General features: G+C 68.2%; 17 protein-coding genes. 7 read left to right on the top strand and 10 right to left on the bottom strand.

Annotated features, from left to right (window positions below):
- The first annotated feature begins 101 nt into the window (after positions 1-101).
- The gene (locus ACW170_RS05405) at positions 102-1,040 is read left to right on the top strand and encodes a DMT family transporter (protein ID WP_492088642.1); all 939 of its coding nucleotides are present in this window, start codon (positions 102-104) and stop codon (positions 1,038-1,040) included.
- Between the two features lie 98 nt (positions 1,041-1,138).
- Here ACW170_RS05405 and ACW170_RS05400 read toward each other — a convergent pair whose 3' ends face one another.
- From ACW170_RS05400 to coaBC, 3 genes are read right to left on the bottom strand one after another with little or no spacing between them, the layout of a single operon-like run.
- On the bottom strand, positions 1,139-1,498 hold the full coding sequence (locus tag ACW170_RS05400; RefSeq protein ID WP_492088641.1) for a hypothetical protein: 360 nt from the start codon (positions 1,496-1,498) through the stop codon (positions 1,139-1,141).
- 53 nt (positions 1,499-1,551) lie between these two features.
- Entirely contained in the window at positions 1,552-2,010 is a 459-nt protein-coding gene (gene dut / locus ACW170_RS05395) for a dUTP diphosphatase (protein WP_492088640.1), read from the bottom strand.
- Entirely contained in the window at positions 2,007-3,236 is a 1,230-nt protein-coding gene (coaBC, locus tag ACW170_RS05390; protein ID WP_492088639.1) for a bifunctional phosphopantothenoylcysteine decarboxylase/phosphopantothenate--cysteine ligase CoaBC, read from the bottom strand. The genes dut and coaBC overlap by 4 nt, the downstream gene beginning before the upstream one ends.
- 114 nt (positions 3,237-3,350) lie before the next feature.
- On the opposite strand from coaBC, the gene ACW170_RS05385 reads away from it, so the two are divergent.
- On the top strand, positions 3,351-3,872 hold the full coding sequence (locus ACW170_RS05385; RefSeq protein WP_492088638.1) for an S-type pyocin family protein: 522 nt from the start codon (positions 3,351-3,353) through the stop codon (positions 3,870-3,872).
- Between the two features lie 40 nt (positions 3,873-3,912).
- Complete coding sequence (locus ACW170_RS05380; RefSeq protein WP_492088637.1) at positions 3,913-4,776, top strand: HAD family hydrolase; 864 nt, start codon at positions 3,913-3,915, stop codon at positions 4,774-4,776.
- 2 nt (positions 4,777-4,778) lie between these two features.
- Here ACW170_RS05380 and ACW170_RS05375 read toward each other — a convergent pair whose 3' ends face one another.
- From ACW170_RS05375 to ACW170_RS05365, 3 genes are all read right to left on the bottom strand, one after another.
- Positions 4,779-5,120 carry a PilZ domain-containing protein gene (locus tag ACW170_RS05375; RefSeq protein ID WP_492088636.1) on the bottom strand — a complete coding sequence of 114 codons (342 nt, stop codon included), beginning with the start codon at positions 5,118-5,120 and terminating at the stop codon, positions 4,779-4,781.
- A 170-nt stretch (positions 5,121-5,290) separates the two neighbouring features.
- The gene (locus ACW170_RS05370) at positions 5,291-6,562 is read right to left on the bottom strand and encodes a hypothetical protein (RefSeq protein ID WP_492088635.1); all 1,272 of its coding nucleotides are present in this window, start codon (positions 6,560-6,562) and stop codon (positions 5,291-5,293) included.
- A 62-nt stretch (positions 6,563-6,624) separates the two neighbouring features.
- The gene (locus tag ACW170_RS05365) at positions 6,625-6,981 is read right to left on the bottom strand and encodes a hypothetical protein (RefSeq protein ID WP_492088634.1); all 357 of its coding nucleotides are present in this window, start codon (positions 6,979-6,981) and stop codon (positions 6,625-6,627) included.
- A 184-nt stretch (positions 6,982-7,165) separates the two neighbouring features.
- On the opposite strand from ACW170_RS05365, the gene ACW170_RS05360 reads away from it, so the two are divergent.
- Together ACW170_RS05360 and ACW170_RS05355 are read left to right on the top strand one after the other, a co-directional pair.
- Entirely contained in the window at positions 7,166-8,446 is a 1,281-nt protein-coding gene (locus tag ACW170_RS05360; protein ID WP_492088633.1) for a polyhydroxyalkanoate depolymerase, read from the top strand.
- A complete protein-coding gene (locus ACW170_RS05355) occupies positions 8,412-9,140 on the top strand; it encodes a M48 family metallopeptidase (protein WP_492088632.1) in 729 nt (242 codons plus the stop codon). Before ACW170_RS05360 ends, ACW170_RS05355 begins: the two co-directional genes overlap by 35 nt.
- A gap of 188 nt (positions 9,141-9,328) precedes the next feature.
- On the opposite strand, the gene ACW170_RS05350 is transcribed toward ACW170_RS05355, so the two are convergent.
- Positions 9,329-11,416, bottom strand: a complete 2,088-nt coding sequence (locus ACW170_RS05350) for a transglycosylase domain-containing protein (protein ID WP_492088631.1) — start codon at positions 11,414-11,416, stop codon at positions 9,329-9,331.
- 106 nt (positions 11,417-11,522) lie between these two features.
- A complete protein-coding gene (locus ACW170_RS05345) occupies positions 11,523-12,485 on the bottom strand; it encodes an alpha/beta fold hydrolase (RefSeq protein WP_492088630.1) in 963 nt (320 codons plus the stop codon).
- Positions 12,486-12,594: 109 nt separating this feature from the next.
- Here ACW170_RS05345 and ACW170_RS05340 point away from each other — a divergent pair, with 109 nt between their 5' ends.
- Positions 12,595-13,725, top strand: coding sequence for an aromatic ring-hydroxylating oxygenase subunit alpha (locus ACW170_RS05340; protein WP_492088629.1), 1,131 nt, complete (start codon positions 12,595-12,597; stop codon positions 13,723-13,725).
- Positions 13,726-13,890: 165 nt separating this feature from the next.
- On the opposite strand, the gene ACW170_RS05335 is transcribed toward ACW170_RS05340, so the two are convergent.
- Positions 13,891-14,907: an adenosine kinase gene (locus tag ACW170_RS05335; protein ID WP_492088628.1), complete on the bottom strand. Its 1,017-nt coding sequence runs from the start codon at positions 14,905-14,907 to the stop codon at positions 13,891-13,893.
- Positions 14,908-14,999: 92 nt separating this feature from the next.
- On the opposite strand from ACW170_RS05335, the gene ACW170_RS05330 reads away from it, so the two are divergent.
- Entirely contained in the window at positions 15,000-15,872 is an 873-nt protein-coding gene (locus tag ACW170_RS05330) for an ATP-grasp domain-containing protein (RefSeq protein ID WP_492088627.1), read from the top strand.
- Here the strand turns inward: ACW170_RS05330 and ACW170_RS05325 are convergent.
- Complete coding sequence (locus ACW170_RS05325) at positions 15,869-17,353, bottom strand: methyl-accepting chemotaxis protein (RefSeq protein ID WP_492088626.1); 1,485 nt, start codon at positions 17,351-17,353, stop codon at positions 15,869-15,871. The two genes, ACW170_RS05330 and ACW170_RS05325, sit on opposite strands and share 4 nt — an antisense overlap.
- Positions 17,354-17,495 lie beyond the last annotated feature (142 nt).

Raw genomic sequence — 17,495 nt, 5'->3', positions numbered from 1 at the left:
AGCTTGGACGGTTCGTAACGGTTAACGTCCTCCATGCTTAAAGGCTCCCTCGCATGACACGGCCCGGCTCCGCAGCCGGGTTGCAGGATCGACAGGACGATATGAAGGCCCGTACCAGCGTCGAAGACATCGCCGGCGGCATCGCGCTCAGGATCGCGGCGGCGGGCGCCTTTTCGATCATGACGGCGACGCTGAAACTGGCCTCGTTCGACGGAGTGGTGGCGGCCGAAATGCTGTTCTACCGCGCCTTCTTCGGCCTGCCGGTCGTGGTGATCTGGGTGCTGACCCAGCCCGGCGGCCTGGCCGGGCTGACGACCCGCCGCCCCTGGGCTCTGGCGGGGCGCAGCGCCCTGGGCATCGTCTCCATTCTCTGCCTGTTCCAGACCCTGACCCTGTTGCCACTCGCCGACGCGACGACGCTCAGCTTCACCTCGCCCATCTTCGCCACCCTGCTGTCCTTCCTGATCCTGAAGGAGGCGGTGGGGCCGCGGCGCTGGGCCGCCGTGGCGGTCGGCTTTATCGGGGTGGTCGTCGTCATGCGGCCTCTGGCGCTGATCTCCGGAGACGGGGGCCACGCCGTGCCCCTGGTCGGGATCGGCTTCGCCCTGGCCGGCGCCCTGCTGACGGCCGGCGTGACCATCACCCTGCGCCAGCTGCGCGACACCGAACACGTCGCCGCCATCGTCTTCTGGTTCTTCGCCGCCTCGTCCGTCGTGGGCGCGATCCTGCTGGTCTTCGTGGGCAAGATGCACGCCCCGGCCACCTTCGGCCTGCTGATCGGCTCAGGCGTCGCCGGCGGCCTGGCCCAGCTGTTCATGACGGCCTCGCTGCGCGCCGCTCCGGTCGCGGTCGTCGCCCCCTTCGACTATCTCCAGATCGTCGGCGCCGTCGTCTTCGGCTGGTGGCTGATGCACGCCACGCCCAGCGCCACCACCTTGGCCGGCGCCGCCCTCATCGCCGCCAGCGGCCTCTACACCGCCTGGCGCGAACACGTCCGCCGCAAGGACAGCCTGATGCAGACCACGGCGCCGCTGGTTTAAGGCGGGCGCGCCGTCTTCATTTCGATTCACAGCGCCCTTAGCGAATCAACGCGCCGGGTAAAATCTAAGCGCCACCAGAAGCGCTGCTGTGTTGGTATTCAAAGCGGCTTAGCGCTGAGCTGTGAGGCGAAATCTGGCAAATGACAGGCCTCTTGCGTGTGACAGTCAGCATAGATTTCAACAAATCGATCGCCTGGGGGTTTGATTTTCACATAGGCCTGCCCGCCCTCATCAATCCCCCAGCTTGCCTTGGAGTCGATCGGCAGATTGAGCCGTGTCTCCGTGGAGTGATGATTCCTAAATCCAAGCCCCTCATGAATAATGAAGGTTTGACCTTCGCTGGACGCCGAATAGATGATCGTGTTCTGCCCCCAAGGCTGGACGTTGAGGAACGTCGCTCCTTTTGGCAAACAGAACGCGACGCCACAGTTCTCAGGTCCTGCTTCGGCGCAAGCCATAAGCAAGACGCTGGATGCCAAAAGAGCGCAAACCTTCACAACAACGTTCCCCTCTACCGCCCCGTCGACCCGAATCCGCCCGCCCCACGCGCGGTCTCATCCAGTTCCTCGACCTCGACCCAGTCGGCGCGCTCGTGCTTGGCGATCACCAGCTGGGCGATGCGCTCGCCGCGACGGATGACGAAGGGTTCGGCGCCGATATTGGCCAGGATCACGCCGCACTCGCCGCGATAGTCGCTATCGATGGTGCCCGGCGCATTGGGACAGGTGATCCCGTGCTTCAGCGCCAGGCCCGAGCGCGCCCGCACCTGGGCCTCGAACCCCAGCGGCAAGGCGATCTTCAGCCCCGTGGGCACCAGGGCGCGGGCGCCGGGCGCCAGGGTCATTGGCTGATCCTCTGGCACGGCCGCGCGCAGGTCCATCCCGGCCGATCCCGCCGTCTCATAGGCCGGCAGGGGCAGGCCCTCGGCATGGGGCAGGCGCAGGATCTGGATGGCGGTCTCGGTGGTCATTGGACGCTCGTGAAATGGTCGGCGATACGGGCGGCGACGCCCCGGGCGATGGCGGCTTTGGACTGGCGCGGCCAGCTTTCGGTCTTGTCGGCGGTGACCAGCAGGACGGCGTTGCCGTCCGAGCCGAAGACGTCGTCGGACACGTCGTTGCCGATGATCCAGTCGCAGCCCTTGCGCGACAGCTTGGCGCGCGCATTGGCCTCCAGCTCCGTGGTCTCGGCGGCGAAGCCGATCACCAGGGTCGGCCGGTTCGGTCCCGGCGCGGCGATCCCGGCCAGGATGTCGGGGTTCTCGATCAGGGCCAGGGTCGGCGGGCCGCCCGGCCCCTTCTTGATCTTGCCGCCGGCGATGGTGTCCACGCGCCAGTCGGCCACGGCCGCCGACAGCACGGCGATGTCGGCCGGCAAGGCGGCCTGGGTCGCCGCCTGCATCTCCAGCGCGCTCTCCACATCGATCCGCGTCACTCCCACGGGCGCGCCCAGGGCCGTGGGTCCGGACACCAGGGTCACCTCCGCCCCCAGTTCGGCCAGGGCGGCGGCGATGGCGTAGCCCTGTTTGCCGCTGGAGCGATTGGTCAGGCCCCGCACCGGGTCAATCGGTTCGAAAGTCGGCCCGGCCGTGACGACGGCGCGCTTACCTGCAAGAGGCCGCCCCCCCGCACCGGCCAACAGGCCTTGAACCGCCTCCAGGATCGCCGCCGGCTCGGCCATCCGGCCCGGCCCATATTCGCCGCAGGCCATCTCCCCGTCGTCCGGCCCGACCACCGCCACGCCGTGGAAGCCGGAAAAGGCCTTCAGCCGCTCCATATTGGCCTGGACCGCCGGATGCTCCCACATCCGCACATTCATGGCCGGCGCCAGCAGCACCCGCTTGTCGGTCGCGATCAGGGTCGTCGAGGCCAGGTCGTCGGCCAGGCCGTTCGCCGCCTTGGCGATCAGGCCCGCCGTCGCCGGCGCCACCACCACCAGATCCGCCCAGCGCGACAGCTCGATATGGCCCATGCTGGTCTCGTCGTCGGGGTGGAACAGGCCCGAGCGCACCGGATGGCCGCTCAAGGCCGCCAGCGACAGGGGGGTAACGAACTCGGCCCCGGATTCGGTCAGGATCACCCGCGTCTGGCCGCCCGCCTTGGCGATCAGCCGCACCAGCTCCAGCGCCTTGTAGGCCGCGATGCCGCCGCCGACGATCAGCAGGATTTTGCGGTTCGAGAGGGAGCGATTGTCCATGACCTCGGTCTAGCCGCCCCACGCGACGCCGTCGAGACGGCGGAAAAGAACATTGCAGGAACATAAAGGTTGTGCTTGTATCCCGTCAGGCGGGTATTCGACGGAGGGACGGGAATGACTGCGAACCAGCGACAGCGCGCGGCGAGAGCTCTGGCGGCTGCGGGGCTGATGATGATGGGGCTGGCGGCCTGCGACAACGCCTCGGCGGTCCAGACGCGGGACCGGACGGCCGAGGCGGCGCCCATCGGCCTGGCCATGACCGCGACGGAAACGGCGGAGGGTTCAGCGGCGGCCAAGCCCGTCCTGACCACCGGGCGGCGCGAAACCGTCGACGGTAAGATCGCCCGTCTCTACGACCGCAACGGCGCCGACTTCGGCGCGACCTCGGCCGAGGACTATCTGGACAAGGTCACGGCCTTCACCGCCAAGCCGCCGCGAGACGTCGAGACGGTGAAACGGCCCAATGGCGACACCCTGATTTATCAGGCCTCGACCAACACCTTCGCCGTCGTGGCCCGTAACGGCGCGCCCCGCACCATGTTCAAGCCGACCACGGGCGCCGACTACTGGGCCGAACAGAAGGCGGCGGCCCCCAGCTTCGGGCAGAGGCGGCAATCGACGCAGGACGACGGCTGATATAGAGGGCGGGGTCCGACCCCGCTCTGGAGCCCGCCCGATGTCCGACGCCCCCTCTGGCGAAAAGCCGCTGCTGAAGACGGCGCTGATCTATGATTTCGACGGCACCCTGGCGCGCGGCAATATGCAGGAGGTCAGCTTCATCCCCTCCGTGGGCATGGGCATCGGGGCTTTCTGGGAAGAGGCCGAACGCCTGACCAAGGAGGCCGACGGCGACGGCATCCTGATGTATATGCAACTGATGCTCCACCACGCGCGCCAGAACGGGGCGCCGGTGACGCGCGAGACCCTGCGTCGGCACGGCGAGGCTGTGGCCCTGTTCGAGGGCCTGAAGGACCTCAGCTGGTTCGACCGGATGAACGCCTTCGGGGCGCGCTACGGGCTGGAGATCGAACATTATATCGTCTCGGCCGGCCTGGAGGAGATGATCGACGGCACGCCGATCCGCCCCGCCCTGACACACGTCTTCGCCTCCCACTATGTCTATGACGACAAGGGCGAGGCGGCCTGGCCCGCCGTGGGCGTCAACTACACCACCAAGACCCAGTATCTGTTCCGCATCAACAAGGGGGTGAAGAACCACTGGGAGCACGAGCGGATCAACCATTTCATCCCCGACGACCAGCGGCCGGTGCCGTTCGAGCGGATGATCTTCATCGGCGACGGCGACACGGACGTGCCGACCATGAAGATGATGCACACCAAGGGCGGCTTCTCGATCGCCGTCTATGATCCGCGCTCGAACGAGAAGGACCAGAAGAAGGTCTATTCGCTGATCTCCGAGGACCGGGTCAATTTCGTCGCCGCCGCCGACTATCGCGAAGGCTCGGCTCTGGACTTGATCGTCAAGGGGCTGGTGGGCCGCATCGCCATCAACGCCGGCGCCATGCCGGCGGGGATGTAAGTCTAACGCCCCCCGGCGCGCAGCCAGGCGTCGCGGGCGCCGATCAACCGGGCGGGCGCGAGGCCGCGCAGGGATCTGGCGCCCGTCTGTTTCAGGCCCGCCTCCTGCCCCTTCTGCCAGACCACGGTCGCCGGATAGGCCACGGCTTCGGCGACATCGACGACCACCACATCGGACGGCAGGGCCGCGCCCCGGTCGAGCCTCAGCCGCATGCCCGAGCTCGACAGATCTACGATCAGACAGGCGGTCTCGAGCCCCGTCGCGCACACCACGCCTCGCGCATTGACCGATCTGCGTGGTTCGCCGCGTCGATCAGCGGCGGAAGCGGGCTTGGATCCAAACATGCTCAGGCCTCGCAACACGCATCGGCGATACAGGGTACGCCGTCGAACTTCGCCGCTCGAAACGGCTGTCCATGCCGGTAGCCGAGTTTGAGCGCCTCAGGAAGAGAGGGGGCTGGAGCCGGATCGTTTCGGACAGAACCGCGCCGCGACACCTCTTCAGTCGATCAGGCTTAAAGGCTCGACTTCCACAGCAGCACGCCGGCCCGCTCGGCCAGGACCGGCACGCCCATTTCGTTGGCCGTGGCTGCGGCCTCGTTCAGGATCAGGTTCAGGTGGCGGGGCGCGGGGCCGCCCAGACGATGGCGGGCCAGGGCCAGGTCGGCCAGCCCGATCTGGTCGGCGGCCCAGTCCAGCGGCGCGGCGCCGACCAGGCGGCGGCGCAGGCGGTCTTCCAGCAGATCCAGTCCGGCGAGGTCGCGCACGGCCTCGGCCAGGGCGATCTCGCGCGACATGCGGCGCTCGCGCACCAAGGCGCCGACGATCAGGCCGCGACCCTGGGTCAGGGCCTCGGCCTGGTTCAGCAGCATCAGCGGCGTGGCGTCGTCCCCGGCGCGCAGCACCTGAATCACGGCCCAGTCCAGCGGGCTGTGGTCCGGGGTGAACTGGTCGGCGGCGGCGTCGAACATCATCCGACCCTGGTCCTGGGCCTCGACGTGACCGGCCACGGCCGCCAGGGCCGACAGGCCCGCCCCGCACAGGGCAAGGGCGCGGGCGCGGGTCAGGGGGCGATAATCGGGTGAGGCGGCCTCGACCAGGACCCCGAGATCGCGTCCGGCCTGGTCCAGCAGGCGGGCGTCACGCTTGATGACCCCGGTCTCCAAAGCAAGGCCTGCACGGTCCAGCCGCAGGTCCACATCCCCCGCGCCGGCCTCGTGCTGGGCCATGTCCATCAGGGCGGTGGCGTCCATCAGGGCGGCGGGGTCGCCGGACAGCCGCGCCTGACGGGCCTTGAGGCGTGAATGAACAGCGGACAGTTCGCCGGAAACGGCGGACCGGCGCGTCGGAGCAACCCCCGCCAAGACGGCGAGAGCGCGGTCCAGATGGGCGGGGTCGCCGCACAGGTCGAATCTCAGCATCAGGACCTGGGCCTTCTCGACGGCGGCCCCGGCGCTCTGGACCTCGCCCACGGCGGCGCGCGTCAGGCTGTCGGCGCAGCGTTCGGCCCGGTCCAGACTGTCGGCGGCGCCGCTGCGCCGGGCGTGTTCGCGCCACAGGGCGGCGGCGCGACGTTCGGTCTCGAACGGGCGGTTGCAGGAGACCCGGCCGGCGTCGGTGGCTTCCCGACGCGCCTCGGCCGCCAGCAGATCGACGCCGATCAGCTCGACCCAGCCCAGATCCTCGCTCTCGCGGGCCTGAGAGAAGAGTTTGCGAAGGTCACGGCCGAACTCGAACATACGCTGGGCGCCTTTAAATCCCGGTTCGGGACGGCTGGTGCGTCCCATGAGGGTTCCATTGCAAACGCGACGCCGTCATCGGGGTTCAGCCTGGCCTTAAGGATGATTGTTCAGTTGAGGTCGGGCGTCTTCTGGAGGCAGCGTTGCAGGGCCGCGCGCGCAGCGGGGGCGTCGGCGTTCAGGCGGCGCACGGCGTCGATCCGGGCGCGGGTCTGGTCGGCCTCGGCCGCCGGCGCGGGCTTGCCTGCGGCGGTGCCGGCCTGCATGGCCGCCAGCGTCCAGAACAGGGCGGCGTCATAGAGGCGCTGTCCCTCCGTGCTTTCGCCGCCTTCCAGTTCGGACGCGGCCTGGGTCAGGCCGGCGCAACGCACCGCCGCCTCGTAGGAGACGAGGCCGACTGCCGGATTTGGGCCCGCATTTGGGACGGTCTGCGTCAGCAGGCTGGCGAGGGTCAGGGCGACCAACATCTAAGGCTCCATCGACGTCCCCCCGGACATCACGCTTATCTGACCACGTTCGCGCGGCCGCGAGAAGGTCGAACCCGAGCGGCAATTGGTCGGGATTGCGAATAACTGCCGATTTACCGGAAACCCTGTATGCTGCTGTGCAGCAAAAGGTCGTCGGGCGCGCCCGACGCAGTAATGGATCGCCATGCTCTACGCGTTTCACGAACTCGCCTACCAGTCGGCCCTGCCGTTCCGGGTCGGGGCCCAGATGGCCCGGCGATTCTGGTCCTCGCCCTTCAACCCGGCGTCCGATACCGCGGTGGGCCGCACCGCCTACGCCTCGGCCGAACTGTTCGAGAGCGTCACCCGCCGCTACGGCAAGCCGGACTGGCGGCTGGAGACACTCGACATCGGCGGCAAGTCCGTCCGCACCGTCGAACAGGTGATCTGGCAGAGCCCCTGGTGCCGCCTGGTCCGCTTCGCCCGCAACATCGGCGACCTCAAGCGGGCCGGAAAGCCGGCCTCCGGTCCGGCCGTCCTGATCGTCGCCCCCCTGTCGGGCCACTACGCCACCCTGTTGCGCGGCACGGTCGAGGCCTTTCTTCAGGACCACGACGTCTACGTCACCGACTGGATCAACGCCCGTCAGGTGCCGGTGCTGGAAGGCCGGTTCGACTTCTTCGACTATATCGACCACGTCCGGCGGATGCTGGCCGAGATCGGCGGCCGGGCCCATGTAGTCGGGGTCTGCCAGCCGGGACCGCCGGTGCTGGCGGCCGGAGCGGTGATGGCCGAGGACGGCGACGACAACCGCCCCGCCTCCATGACCTTCATGGGCTCGCCCATCGACGCCCGCCTGTCGCCGACCGTGACCAACCAGCTGGCGGAGGAAAAGCCCTTCACCTGGTTCCGGTCGAACATGATCCACACCGTGCCCCTGCCCTATGCCGGCTTCGGGCGGCGGGTCTATCCGGGCTTCGTGCAGCTCTACAGCTTCATGTCGATGAACCAGGAACGCCACCGCGACGCCCACTGGGACTATTTCAACAGCCTGATCGACGGCGACGGCGACGGGGTGGAGAAGCACGAGGAATTCTATGACGAATATCTGTCGGTGCTGGATCTGACCGAGGAATTCTACCTCCAGACCATCGACATCGTCTTCCAGCAGCATCTGCTGGCGCGCGGCCTGCTGGAGCATCGCGGCCGCAAGGTCGATCTGACGAAAATCAGAGACATCGGCCTGATGACGGTCGAGGGCGAGAAGGACGACATCTCGGGCGTCGGCCAGACCCAGGCGGCGCACGGCCTGTGTTCCAGCATCCCCGACGACCAGAGGGTGCTGTACGTCCAGCCCGGCGTAGGCCATTACGGGGTCTTCAACGGTCGTCGGTTCCGCGAGGAGATCTATCCTCGCGTTCGCGACTTCATCGCCCAGAACGAGGCCCGCCTTGGCGTACCGCAACGGTCAGCGGCTGCCGCTTGACGAAGGGGGTTCGGAACCCGGTTCCGGCCCTACGCTGCGACTATCCGTCAATCCCCGCGCGCGGCGCCTGTCGGTGCGGATCGACGCGCGCGCCGGCGAGGCGGTGGTGATCGCCCCGACCGAGCGCGGCCTGGTCCAGGCCGTGGCCTTCGCCCGGTCAAAGTCCGTCTGGATCTCCGAACGTCTGGCGGTGCGGCCCAAGGGACGGCCGTTGCAGCCGGGCCAGGTCATCTCCCTGCGCGGCAGGCCCGTGCGGCTGGAGGCGACGCCCGGCGCCGGCGCGGCGCGGCTGGTCGAGGACGGGACCGTCATCCGCTCGGGCGGCGAGGGCGAGGCCTATGCCCGTCGGGTCGAGAACCTGCTCAAGCGCGAGGCGCGCAGCACCCTGCTGGACCGCACCGACCACCATCTGCGGACCCTGGGCCAGACGCCGGTCACGGTCTCCATCGCCGACACCCGCTCGCGCTGGGGCTCGTGCAGCCCGCATAACCGCACCATCCGCTATTCCTGGCGGGTGATCATGGCCCCGCCGCCGGTCATCGACTATCTGGCCGCCCACGAGGTCGCCCACCTGGTCCACGCCGACCACAGCCCGGCCTACTGGTCCGTGGTCGAGCGGCTGGTGGGAGATCACAAGCCCTGGCGCAAATGGCTGAAGGACTATGGCGCGGCGCTGCACGCGGTGGGGCGGTAGGCGGCGTCCCAGACCCTCTCCCGCCTGCGGGAGAGGTGGCCCGGCGTTCGCGCAGCGAACCAGGGTCGGAGAGGGGAGTCTTCTTCCAAGCAGCAAGACTTCCCCCATCGTCAGCCGTCTCGCTGGGCTCGACGAGCTGACACTTCCCCCGCAAGCGGGGGAAGGTCTGTGGGGGCTTCCCCGAAGGATCAGAAGAACAGCGGGTCGCTGCGTTTCTCGGCCGGTTGGCGGCCTTCCGGCTGCTGGTCCGGCGTATCGCGCGGCGCCGGCTGGGGAGCGGTCGGGCGGACGGCGGGCTGCGTCGGCTGCACCGGTTGGCCCGGCTCCTCAGCATAGGGGTCGCCGCCGATCGGATCCGCCGGTTCGATCGGCAGGCCGTCCTCGCCGATGCCGGACATCAGGTCGCCGACCGGATCGGGCGCGGTCCAGCCCTCGGGCATGGCCGGGCCGTCGGGGATGCGCGGCGCGTTCAGGCGCGGCAGGGCCGCCTCCATGAAGCCCTTCCAGATGGCGGCCGGGGACGAGCCGCCGGTCACGCCGCGCATGGCGGTGTTGTCGTCCTTGCCGACCCAGACGGCGGTGACGAAGCCGCCGGTGTAGCCGACGAACCAGGCGTCCTTGTAGTCCGAGGTCGTGCCCGACTTGCCCGCCAGGTCGCGCCCGGCGATGGCCGCGCTGCGCCCGGTGCCCGAGGTCATGACCCCGCGCAGCATCTCGTTCATGTAGTACAGCGACGGATTATTGATCGCCTGTCCGCTCTGGCCGCTGGCCCGCTGATAGATGACCCGGCCCTGGGGGGTGCGGATACGGCTGATGCCATAGGCCTCGACCCGGCGCCCGCCGTTGGCGAAGGCGTCATAGGCGGTGGCCATCTCCAGAGGCGAAACCTCGACCGCGCCCAGGGCCATGGCCGGCTCCAGACCGATCCGGCTTTCGATGCCCAGGCGGCGCGCGGCGCGGGCCACGCTGTCGCGCCCGATCTGGTCGGCGACATAGGCCGCCACCGTATTGGTCGACTGGGCCACGGCCTGGGCCAGGGTCATGTTTCCGGCGAAGGTGTTGGAATAGTTCTTGGGCGACCAGTTGCCGATGGTGATCGGCTGGTCGACCACCGGGGTCTGGGGCGTATAGCCGGCCTCGACCGCCGCCAGATAGACGAAGGGCTTGAAGGCCGAACCCGCCTGACGACGCGCCTCGACGGCGCGGTTGAACTGGCTGTCGGCATAGGAGCCGCCGCCGATCATGGCCCGCACCCGGCCGTCGCCGTCCAGGGCGACCAGGGCCGCCTGTTCCACGCCCTTGCCCTCGTCGCGGTTCAGGATACGGCGCACCGAACGTTCGGCGGCGGTCTGCAGGGTCAGGTCCAGAGTGGTCTCGACCACCATGTCCTCGGTCGGTTCGCCGACCAAGCCGCGGATCGACTGGTCCAGCCAGTCGATGAAATACTGGGCGTGCTGGGTCGCCAGGGTGCGCGACACGATGATCGGCTGGGTCACGGCCTCTTCGCGCTGAGCGGCGGTGATGACCCCGGCCTCTTCCATCTCGTTCAGCACGACGGTGGCGCGGGTGGCGGCCCGCTCGCTCTCGGACACGGGCGAATAGCGCGACGGCGCCTTCAGCAGCCCGGCCAGCAGCGCGGCCTCGCCGACGCTCAGATCCTTGGCCGACTTGTCGAAATAGCGTTGCGACGCCGCCTCGATCCCATAGGCGCCGGCGCCGAAATAGACCCGGTTCAGATACAGGGCCAGGATCTCCTTCTTGGAGAATTTCATCTCCAGCCAGACCGCCAGCATCAGTTCCTGCACCTTGCGGCGCATATTCTGGTCCGGCGTCAGAAACAGGTTCTTGGCCAGCTGCTGGGTCAGGGTCGATCCGCCCTGGACCACCCGGCCGGCGCGCATATTGGTCGCCACCGCCCGCATCATGCCGATGGGGTCGAAACCGGGGTGGTGATAGAAGCGCCGGTCCTCGATGGCGATGAAGGCGGCCGGCACATAGTCGGGCAGGGCGTCCAGATCGGCGGGCGGCGCCATCTGGGTGCCCCGGGTGGCGATAAGGGCGCCGTTCCGGTCCAGATAGGTGATCGAGGGCTGACGATCGACATTATACAGGGTCGAGGTGTCCGGCAGGCCGCGCGCAAACACGGCGAAGAAGACGACCAGGAAGATCAGCCCCCAGACGGCCAGCACGGCGCCCCAGTAGAGCGCCTGCTGCAGCCGCGTGCGGGCCGGCTTTGCGCCGCCCTGTTGTCCGCCCCCGAACCCTGGACCCGCCATCGAATATCCTCAAGAACCGCGCTTCGGCGGGATTAGCCCTACGGATGTGTACCCCGTATGAACCGCCGCCGAAACGGCTCCGCTCACTTCACGCCAGCGTGAGCGGCTATTTCGCCGAAAGAAAGGCGTCCAGCTCGCCGTAGAAGGCCTGGGGCTGGTCGAACATGATGAAGTGGGCGCTGTCGTCGATCCGCTTCAGTTTCACGCCGGGCAGGCCGGCGTAGGACATCTGATAGATGGCGTCGGTGATCTGGGGCGTCATGCGCGGGTCGTTGAACTTGACGTACAGCACCTCGGTCGGGGCGGTGATCTTCGCCAGTTCGGGCCGCAGATCGGTGGTCACCAGTTCGCGGAAGGCGGCGGCCGAGACCTTCTGGTCGCTGGTCCGCATGTCCTCCAGCGCCTCTTCGCGGCGGCTCTCGGTATTGATCATGCCGGTGATGGCCGTGGTCGCCTGGGCGACATAGGCCTCGCGCGGGCTATTGGCCTGGGCGGCGTATATCTGGTCGGCGACCGGCGTCACCGCCTCGGCCGTGGTTCCGGGCGGGCCGAACATGGCGCCCATGAAGGGGATCATGTCCACCACCATCAGCTTGCCGACACTGTCCGGATGGCGCGCCGCCAGCATCAGGCCGATGGTCCCGCCCATCGAATGGCCCACGACGGCGGGCGTCTCCAGACCCTGTTCGGCGATATAGCGGGCGATCTCCTCGGCGACCGGCGCCGCAACCGGAGTCGGCGCGGCGCCCGTCTGGGCGGCGCCCTCGGCCGGGGCGCCGGCGAAGCCCTGGACGTGGATGCGATGCACCCGCCAGCCGGCGCCCAGATGGTCGACCGTGCCCTGCCAGATGTCCGGCGAGGAGCTGAGGCCGGGGATCAGAATGAGGTCGCGCCCCTGGCCGTCGACCCGGACATGGATCCGGTCGGAGGCGAAGGCCGCGTGATGATGATCGTGGGCCTCGCCGTGCGCGTGTCCATTCTCGGGATGCACCCCGTGCCCGTCCTGCGCTTGGGCCTGGACGGTGGTGGCGGCGAACAGCATGGCGGCGAAACCTAAGGCGCGAAACATGGCGAAACTCCCCTGTGAGACGGTCCTTATGCCGCCTCTACTTTGTTTTGTAAAGTTCTCTACGAGCTCCAGGAGGACAGACCCCGCCTCCCTCTGTTATGAGGCGCTCATGAAGCCTGTAGACGCTCCCCCCGTCCAGTCCCCTCAAGCCGAAGCCGCCCCGTCCAAAGCCGGCGCCCAGCCCTTCGGTAAGGGATTCGTCGCCGATGCCTGGTATTTCGTCGCCCTGTCACGAGACGTCGCCCCGGCCGGTTTGAAACGCTACGAGGTCATGGGCGAGCCCGTCCTGATCGGCCGCACCCGCGCCGGGGCCGTCTATGCGATGCGCGACATCTGTCCCCACCGCGCCGCGCCCCTGTCGGCCGGGAAACTGGTCGAAAAGCCCGGCGAGGGCGAGACCATCGAATGCCCCTATCACGGCTGGCGCTTCCGCCCCGACGGGGTCTGCGCCGCCATTCCGTCCCTGGTCGAGGACCAGGCGTTCGAGGCCAATCGCATCAAGGTGCGCGCCTTCCCGGTGCGCGAGAGCCAAGGGATGGTCTTCGTCTGGATGGCGTCCGACGCCCGTAACCCGATGGAGCCGGACCACGCGCCCCCGGTCTTCCCCGGCGTCGTCGGGGCGGGGCCGAAACTGGTCGAGACGATGGAGTTCGACAGCCATATCGACCACGCCGTCGTCGGCCTGATGGACCCGGCCCACGGCCCCTATGTCCACCAGCAATGGTGGTGGCGGTCCGAACATTCGATGCACGAAAAGGCCAAGGCCTTCGTCCCCGCCGATTTCGGCTGGGCCATGGCGCGCCACGCCCCCTCGTCCAACAGCCGACTCTACAAGATCCTGGGCGGCGCCCCCGCGACCGAGATCACCTTCCGCCTGCCCGGCTATCGCTGGGAACATATCCAAGTGGGCGAAAAACAGGTCCTGGCCCTGACCTGCCTGACCCCGATCAGCGAGACGAAGACCCGCATCACCCAGATCTTCTGGTCCGACCACTGGGTCTTCGACCTAGCCAAACCCTTCCTGCGCATGGGGGTGGTCGCCTTCCTGAAACAGGACGGCGGCATGGTGAACCTGCAGAACGAGGGCCTGCGCTACGACCCCGCCCTGATCTGGATCGACGACGCCGACAAACAGGCCAAATGGTACCAGCAGCTGAAGCGCGAATGGGCGAAGAGCCGCGCCGAGGGGCGACCCTTCGTCAACCCGATCCAGCCCACGACGCTAAGGTGGAAGAGCTGATTCAAATGACCCTCTCCCGCTTGCGGGAGAGGTGACCCGGCGTCCGCGCAGCGGACCAGGGTCGGAGAGGGAAGTCTTACTCGGAAAGAAGACTTCCCCCATCGTCAGGCGTGTCGCTGCGCGCCACGACCTGACACTTCCCCCGCAAGCGGGGGAAGATCTTGATTACAACCTCAACCCGGCTTCACCGGCCAGATCCGCCAGTTTCACCATCGGCCGCGGGCCCCAGTGGGCGATGACTTCAGACGCGGCCAGCGAGCCGAGCTTGCCGGCCTCTTCCAGCGTCAGGCCGCGCGCGACGCCCAGCAGGAAGCCGGCGGCGTATTGGTCGCCGGCGCCGGTGGTGTCGATCACCTTGGCGACCGGATAGGCGGCGACGACGACGCGCTCCTCGCCCTTGATCACGACCGAGCCTTCCGCGCCGCGCGTCACGGCGGCGATCTCGACGATGGCGGCCAGTTTGGCTGCGGCGGCGTCGAAGTCTTCGGTCTCGAACAGGGCGCCCAGTTCGGCCTCGTTGGCCAGGACGATGTCGGCCGACTGTTCGATGAAGCTCAGCAATTCGGCGCGCCAGCGGGCGACGACGAAGGTGTCCGACAGGGTGATGGCCACCTTGCGGTCGGCCTTGTGCGCGGCGGCGGCGGCGCGTTCGAAGGCGGCGCGGGCCGGGGCCGGGTCGAACAGATAGCCTTCCAGATAGACGATCTCGCTGGCGCCGATCAGGGCCTCGTCGATATCGTCGGCGTACAGCTGGTTGGCGGCGCCCAGGAAGGTGGCCATGGTGCGCGCCCCGTCCGACAGGACGTTGATCAGGCAGCGGCCGGTGCCGAAGCCCTTGTCGGCCCCGCCGGCCAGGACCGGGGTGGCGAAATGGACGCCGGCGGCGCGGATGTCGTGGCTGAACACTTCGCCCAGGGTGTCGTCGGCCACCTTGCCGATATAGGCCGCGCGGCCGCCGAACGAGCCGACGCCCGCCACGGTGTTGCCGGCCGATCCGCCCGAGGCCTCGACCCCCGGCGCCATGGCGTCATACAGGGCGGCGCTGCGTTCGGCGTCGACCAGTTGCATGGAGTTGGGGGCCAGGTCCTGGGCCGTCAGGAAGGCGGCGTCACAAGGGCTGAGCACGTCGACGATGGCGTTGCCGACAGCGCAGACGTCATATTGGGCGGTGTTCTGGGTCATGGTCGCGCCTTAACGGTTGAAGACCCGAACGTCACCCGAAAACATATAAGGAAGCCCTTATATGCGTCGGCGCATTGCGATAGGCAGGCGTCATGACCCAGATCGCCGTCCTGATCCCCGACCCCGCCGACAAGACCTACGCCGGTCGCTGGCCCGAGGTGCTGGCCCGGCTGAGGGCGACGCTGGAGAGCGGCGGCGCGACCGTCGTCCCCACGCCCTGGACCGATCATGTCGAGGACGCCTCGGCCCTGGCGGCCTATGACCTGATCCTGCCGGTCATCGCCTGGGGCTATCACCGCGACCACGCCCGCTGGCTGAACGCCTGTGCGACCTGGACCGCGGCCGGCCTGCCGGTCGCCAATCCGGCGACGGTGCTGGGCTGGAACTCGGACAAGACCTATCTGGCCCGTCTCGCCGACCAGGGCGTGCCCATTCCGCCCACCCGGTGGAGCGAGGCGATCAGCCAGGACCAGGTGGACGCCGCCTTCGCCGAAACCGGCGTCCACACCCTGATCGTCAAGCCGACCGTCTCGGCCGGGGCGTTTCGCACCCTGCGCCTGACGCCGGGCCAGATCCTGACCGACGCCCCGGAAGGCCCGGCCATGATCCAGCCCTATCTGAAATCGATCGAGACCGAGGGCGAGACCTCGCTGCTCTTCTTCGGCGGCCGGTTCAGCCACGCGGTCAACAAGCGGCCGGTCCCCGGCGACTTCCGTATCCAGGTCCAGTTCGGCGGCCTCTACACCGCCGTGACGCCGGACGACGCGGCTTTGGCCCTGGCCGAGCAAGTCCTGGCCGCCGTCTCGGAGCCGCTGCTCTACGCCCGCATCGACCTGGCCCGCGACGACGCGGGCGCCTGGGTGTTGATGGAGGCCGAGCTGATCGAGCCCGACTTCTACCTGGACCACGACCCCGCCGACGGCGCCGGCTTCGCCCGCGCCGTCATGGCGAGATTGGACGCCTAGAAGCTCTCCCAGTCGCTGCGCCCGCCGCCGGCGACCAGACGCGGCCTGGCGGGCGCGGTCTCTGCGGCGAAGGCCTCGATCCGGGCCTGGGCCCGGCGGATCGGCGCCGGCGCCTGGCCGGCCCCGCCCGCGCTGACCTTGAACCGGCCGACCAGCTGCGTCATGTCGGCCGCCTCGCGGTCCAGGTTCAGGCTGGCGGCGGTCGTTTCCTCGACCATGGCCGCATTCTGTTGTGTGACCTGATCCATGTCGTTGACAGCCTTATTGACCTCGGTCAGGGCCAGGGCCTGCTCCTGGGTCGAGGCGCGGATTTCGCCCATCAGATGGGTGATTTCGTTGATGCGCTCGGCGATGGCCGTGAGGGCGTCGCCGGATTCGCGCACCAGGGTGACGCCGTCCTTGACCTGCACCCCGCTGGCGGAGATCAGGGCCTTGATCTCGCGGGCCGAGTCCGCCGACCGTTGGGCCAGGGCCCGCACTTCGGAGGCCACCACCGCGAAGCCGCGCCCGGCCTCGCCCGCGCGCGCCGCTTCCACGCCGGCGTTCAGCGCCAGCAGATTGGTCTGGAAGGCGATCTCGTCGATGACCCCGATGATCTGGCCGATCTGATTCGACGAGGCTTCGATCTCTCCCATGGCCGTTACGGCGCGTTGGACCACCGCGCCGCCGGTCTCGGCCTGGAGGCGGGTCTGGCTCACCACCGTATCGGCCGCCTGGGCGTTCTCGGCCGCATTGCGGACCGTGGCGGTGATCTGGTCCAGGGCGGCGGCGGTCTCTTCCAGGGTGGCGGCCTGCCGTTCGGTGCGGCGCGAGAGATCCTCGGCCGCGTTGCTGATCTCGTTGGCGCCGGACTGGATCGACCCGGCGTTGTTGCGAATGACGCCCACGGCCTGATCCAGGGCGGCCATAGCGCGATTGAAGTCCTCACGCAGGATCGCATAGTCGCCGGGGAAGACGTCCTGGATTCGGTACGACAGATTGCCTTCGGCAAGGGCGGACAGTCCCAGCCCCGTCTCCCTGACGATCAGCGCCTGAACCTCGGCGGCGGCCTGGTCCGCCTCGGCCCGACGCTCCCGCTCCGCCTCGACTTCGGTCACGTTCGTGGCGAACTTGACCACCTTGTAGGGCTTGCCGTCGGCGCCGAAGATCGGGTTGTAGCTCGCCTCGATCACCGCCCGCGCGCCGCCCTTGCCGTACCGCACGAACTTGTCGGCGATGAACTCCCCCGCGTTCAGCCGACGCCAGAGGTCGGCGTAGGCCGGCGTCGCCGCTTCGGCAGGATCCATGAAGATGCGGTGATGCCGCCCCTGAACCTCTTCCAGATCATAGCCGACGACAGCCAGGAAATTCTCGTTGGCCGTGATGATCGTGCCGTCCAGCTCGAACTCGATCACCGCCTGGGCGCGCCGAAGCGCCGCGGTCATTTCACGCAGTTCCTGAAGCTCTTCCGCTTCACGGCGTCTTTGGCTGCTGCCGAACATTTGCAGGCTCCTTTTGAACAAGGACGCCGGCATTAGGGCCATCTACCTAACAAATGATTATATCATTGTTTATATATTTTTGGCGTTCGATGGAACCAATTGCTTCGGTTCTGTTTGGCCCGTGCGAAGCGTGGTCTAAAGA

Source organism: Brevundimonas sp. FV2ps16, from assembly GCF_058681075.1.
This window is presented reverse-complemented; position numbering and strand designations above follow the sequence as displayed.

Bases quoted from the DNA above. Each gene is read 5' to 3' on its own strand.
- ACW170_RS05405 (WP_492088642.1), top strand. From the start codon at position 102: ATGAAGGCCCGTACCAGCGTCGAAGACATCGCCGGCGGCATCGCGCTC.
- ACW170_RS05400 (WP_492088641.1), bottom strand. From the start codon at position 1,498: ATGGCTTGCGCCGAAGCAGGACCTGAGAACTGTGGCGTCGCGTTCTGT.
- dut (WP_492088640.1), bottom strand. From the start codon at position 2,010: ATGACCACCGAGACCGCCATCCAGATCCTGCGCCTGCCCCATGCCGAG.
- coaBC (WP_492088639.1), bottom strand. From the start codon at position 3,236: ATGGACAATCGCTCCCTCTCGAACCGCAAAATCCTGCTGATCGTCGGC.
- ACW170_RS05385 (WP_492088638.1), top strand. From the start codon at position 3,351: ATGACTGCGAACCAGCGACAGCGCGCGGCGAGAGCTCTGGCGGCTGCG.
- ACW170_RS05380 (WP_492088637.1), top strand. From the start codon at position 3,913: ATGTCCGACGCCCCCTCTGGCGAAAAGCCGCTGCTGAAGACGGCGCTG.
- ACW170_RS05375 (WP_492088636.1), bottom strand. From the start codon at position 5,120: ATGTTTGGATCCAAGCCCGCTTCCGCCGCTGATCGACGCGGCGAACCA.
- ACW170_RS05370 (WP_492088635.1), bottom strand. From the start codon at position 6,562: ATGGGACGCACCAGCCGTCCCGAACCGGGATTTAAAGGCGCCCAGCGT.
- ACW170_RS05365 (WP_492088634.1), bottom strand. From the start codon at position 6,981: ATGTTGGTCGCCCTGACCCTCGCCAGCCTGCTGACGCAGACCGTCCCA.
- ACW170_RS05360 (WP_492088633.1), top strand. From the start codon at position 7,166: ATGCTCTACGCGTTTCACGAACTCGCCTACCAGTCGGCCCTGCCGTTC.
- ACW170_RS05350 (WP_492088631.1), bottom strand. From the start codon at position 11,416: ATGGCGGGTCCAGGGTTCGGGGGCGGACAACAGGGCGGCGCAAAGCCG.
- ACW170_RS05345 (WP_492088630.1), bottom strand. From the start codon at position 12,485: ATGTTTCGCGCCTTAGGTTTCGCCGCCATGCTGTTCGCCGCCACCACC.
- ACW170_RS05340 (WP_492088629.1), top strand. From the start codon at position 12,595: ATGAAGCCTGTAGACGCTCCCCCCGTCCAGTCCCCTCAAGCCGAAGCC.
- ACW170_RS05335 (WP_492088628.1), bottom strand. From the start codon at position 14,907: ATGACCCAGAACACCGCCCAATATGACGTCTGCGCTGTCGGCAACGCC.
- ACW170_RS05330 (WP_492088627.1), top strand. From the start codon at position 15,000: ATGACCCAGATCGCCGTCCTGATCCCCGACCCCGCCGACAAGACCTAC.
- ACW170_RS05325 (WP_492088626.1), bottom strand. From the start codon at position 17,353: ATGTTCGGCAGCAGCCAAAGACGCCGTGAAGCGGAAGAGCTTCAGGAA.